Genomic DNA, 3,139 nt, shown 5'->3' on the forward strand with positions numbered 1-3,139 from the left:
ATTGAGATTGTTTAGCTTTGCAGTTTCTATAAGTGAATATAAGGCAGCGCTTGTCTGTGCTCCCTGAACCGTATTGGTAAACAGCCAGTTGCGTCTGCCTACACAGAATGGGCGTATCGTATTTTCTGCTCGGTTGTTTGATATCTCTATTCTCCCATCTTCAAGGTGAATATTTCAGTGTCATGTACGCACTGTGTTAATCAAAATGACGACATATATTTATTCCAATTCCTTCATTGATTCAGATACTAGATTTATAAATTTTTTATATTTTGTCGAAATTGATAAAGCAATTTCACCAAAACAAATCATTAAATTTATAAATCTTCTAAATCAATGAATTTTCTCGGCATAAAATAATGTGTCGTCAATTTCACTGAGACATTGTCGTCACTTCATTAACATGGTGTCGTCAGCAAGCTGAAATATTCATTCAAGGTAGACTCTTAGTTTTTCTTCCTGGTTGATGCTGTATTTTAGTGCTTCACTTAACTTTGTTTTATCCACTGCAACTTTTGCACATTCCCTGACATCTTCAAAGAAATCATCAACCAGTGGTTTTGACTGTTCCTGTCGAATTTGCCTGATTTCTTCATAGCTTCTGTTCGCGTTTTCCTTTCCAGCTATTATCATACTAAAATAGTCTTATCATTTAAAGTGATTATTTCTTATTCATTCACTTTGATAAGACTTTTTCTTTTATTTTGACTATTTTCTTTATTTTTCTTTTTATTTAATTTGGCATTCAACAATATTTTTATGTACTCTCCCATTTCTAAATGAATATACTCTACGAAATAGAAAGAATATGATGATAAAAAGGGGAGAAAGAAAAGTGAGTATGAGTTCTCAAGAATTAAGTTTAATTTGGTTGAAGTACAAAAGTAATACAAAAAAATATTGCTTATATACAGGAATAAGATTAGGAGAAATATGTGCTTTAACATGGGATGATATAGATTTAGAAAATAGAAGAATTGAGATCAATAAGACAATTCACAGAATTAATGAAAAAGGAAAAAGCTATACTATTATTGGGACACCAAAAACAGTACATTCTAAGCGTTTCATACCCATACATCCTCAGCTTTATCATTTTTTATTAGATAGACAACAACGTTCTGGATATATATTAACTGGAACAAATAAATATTTAGATCCACGTAGTTATTAATATTATTTTAAAAAGACACTTGCATTTCTTAATATTCAAGATTATAAGTTTCATATTTTAAGACATACTTTTGCGACAAAATGCGTTCAATGTCAAATTGATGTGAAAAGTTTAAGTGAGATATTAGGACATTCGTCTGTAACAATTACTTTAAATACATATGTTCATTCATCTTTTGAAATGAAAAAAGCTGAAATGGTGAAGTATAAATTGTTTTAAAAATTGACAGATTCTTGAAAAGTTCACATGAATATGCTACCATGTGAAAGATGAAGAAAAGAGGGATAGAATGGCAAAACATACAAAGGAAAGTTTTATTTCTAAAATAACATCATGGAAAGTCATTTTAGGAATACAAGTTGTTGCTTCTTTATTATTGATTATACTTGTTTTTAAACTCAATGCTTTACCATTATTATATACAATGGTGTTGATAGGTATTGTTGTTTTATTGGCTTTAATATCATTTTTATTGATGAAGCCATCAAAGACTACTGGTAAAGGAAAAATTAGAAATATTATTGGAAAAGTTATTAGTTTATTATTATCAGTTTTCTTAATGATTGGATCTTTATATATCGCTCAAGGAAATTCAGTTATTGATGCTATTTCTGGAGCAAATACAAAAACAACGAGAATTTCTCTTGTAGTAATGAAAGATAGTAATTATAAAGAAGTTTCAGATTTGAAAAATCAAACAATTGAAGCAAATCTAGATGATGAAGATAATGCGAAATACATGAGTAAAGCTATTGAAGCATTAAATAAAGAAGAATCAACTATTCAGGTTAATAACGCATCAAGTTATGTAGATATGGCTAATGATTTGTATGATGGAAAAACAAAAGCTATATATATTAATGAAGCAAACTATGGTATGCTGGAAGAAGAACATGATACGTTTAAAAATGATACAAGAATCATTTGGTCTTATGATATTGTAGAACAGACAAAAGATATTTCTAAAAATGTCAATGTTACAAAAGAAGTCTTTACGATATTTATTAGTGGAATTGATACGACAGGACCAGTTTCAACGGTTTCACGTAGTGATGTAAATATGTTAGTGACAGTCAATCCTGAAACAAAACAAATTTTAATGACAAGTATTCCAAGAGATTATTATGTTACATTAACAAATAAAGGAAAAAAAGATAAATTAACACATGCTGGATTAGGTGGAGTTGAAAATTCAGTATCAACAATTGAAAACTTTATGGGCATTGATATTAACTATTATGCAAGAGTGAATTTTACATCACTGATTGAAATGGTTGATGCTTTAGGAGGAATTACAGTTTATTCTCCTGTTGCCTTTACAACATTACATGGTGGTTATCAGATTCATAAAGGAAACAATGAAATGGATGGAGATAAAGCATTAGGATTTGTAAGAGAACGTTATGGTTTATCTGGTGGTGATAATGACCGTGTTAAAAATCAGCAACGTGTTTTAACAGGTATGTTAAAGAAAGCTATGTCACCTGCAATTTTAACAAATTATTCAAGTGTATTAAGTTCTATTGAAGGTTCATTTGAAACAAATATGTCTGCTGGAGAGATTACTGACTTAATTAAAATGCAGTTGAATGATATGGCAGCATGGGATATATATCAAATTCAATTAACAGGAAATGGTCAAATGATGACAGGTGGAGCTTATATGCCTAACAATAAACTATACTATATGATTCCTAATGAAAACAGTGTAAATGAATGTGCATCACTTATTAAACAAATGATGAATGGTGAAAAAATAAGTGTTGAACAAAGTGAATAAAATTAATGAAAGGGGTGTCTTCTGATGCCTCTTTTTGTTTAGTTTTTGTTAAATTATGTTTATTTTGTGTCAAGCAAATTTGAAAATGTCCTAAAAAATTTTAAACATTAGCACCAGATCGGTGCTTTTGTTTTGCAAGAAAATTTAAGTAGGAAGACTGTTTCCAGGGATGATCTATAGGTGGA

General features: G+C 29.6%; 3 protein-coding genes and 2 pseudogenes. 3 read left to right on the forward strand and 2 right to left on the reverse strand.

Features of this window, described 5'->3' with window-relative positions; translation table 11 throughout:
• Both B5E48_RS13160 and B5E48_RS13165 read right to left on the reverse strand, forming a co-directional pair.
• Positions 1–165: pseudogene (locus tag B5E48_RS13160) on the reverse strand (IS66 family transposase); the annotation flags it as partial.
• Between the two features lie 264 nt (positions 166–429).
• Positions 430–633 carry an IS66 family transposase gene (locus B5E48_RS13165; RefSeq protein WP_087305582.1) on the reverse strand — a complete coding sequence of 68 codons (204 nt, stop codon included), beginning with the start codon at positions 631–633 and terminating at the stop codon, positions 430–432.
• 208 nt (positions 634–841) lie between these two features.
• On the opposite strand from B5E48_RS13165, the gene B5E48_RS13170 reads away from it, so the two are divergent.
• The 3 genes and pseudogenes from B5E48_RS13170 (at position 842) to B5E48_RS13180 (ending at position 2,954) form a co-directional block, all read left to right on the forward strand.
• Positions 842–1,174 (forward strand): tyrosine-type recombinase/integrase, encoded by a 333-nt coding sequence (locus tag B5E48_RS13170; protein ID WP_241146992.1) that lies wholly within the window; start codon positions 842–844, stop codon positions 1,172–1,174.
• A gap of 15 nt (positions 1,175–1,189) precedes the next feature.
• A pseudogene (locus tag B5E48_RS14155) lies at positions 1,190–1,393 on the forward strand (tyrosine-type recombinase/integrase); the annotation flags it as partial.
• A gap of 70 nt (positions 1,394–1,463) precedes the next feature.
• Positions 1,464–2,954, forward strand: coding sequence for an LCP family protein (locus B5E48_RS13180; protein WP_087305588.1), 1,491 nt, complete (start codon positions 1,464–1,466; stop codon positions 2,952–2,954).
• The last annotated feature ends 185 nt before the right edge of the window (positions 2,955–3,139 follow it).

The sequence above is a fragment of the Massilimicrobiota sp. An105 genome (assembly GCF_002161155.1).
Lineage (GTDB): Bacteria > Bacillota_I > Bacilli_A > Erysipelotrichales > Coprobacillaceae > Allocoprobacillus > Allocoprobacillus merdigallinarum.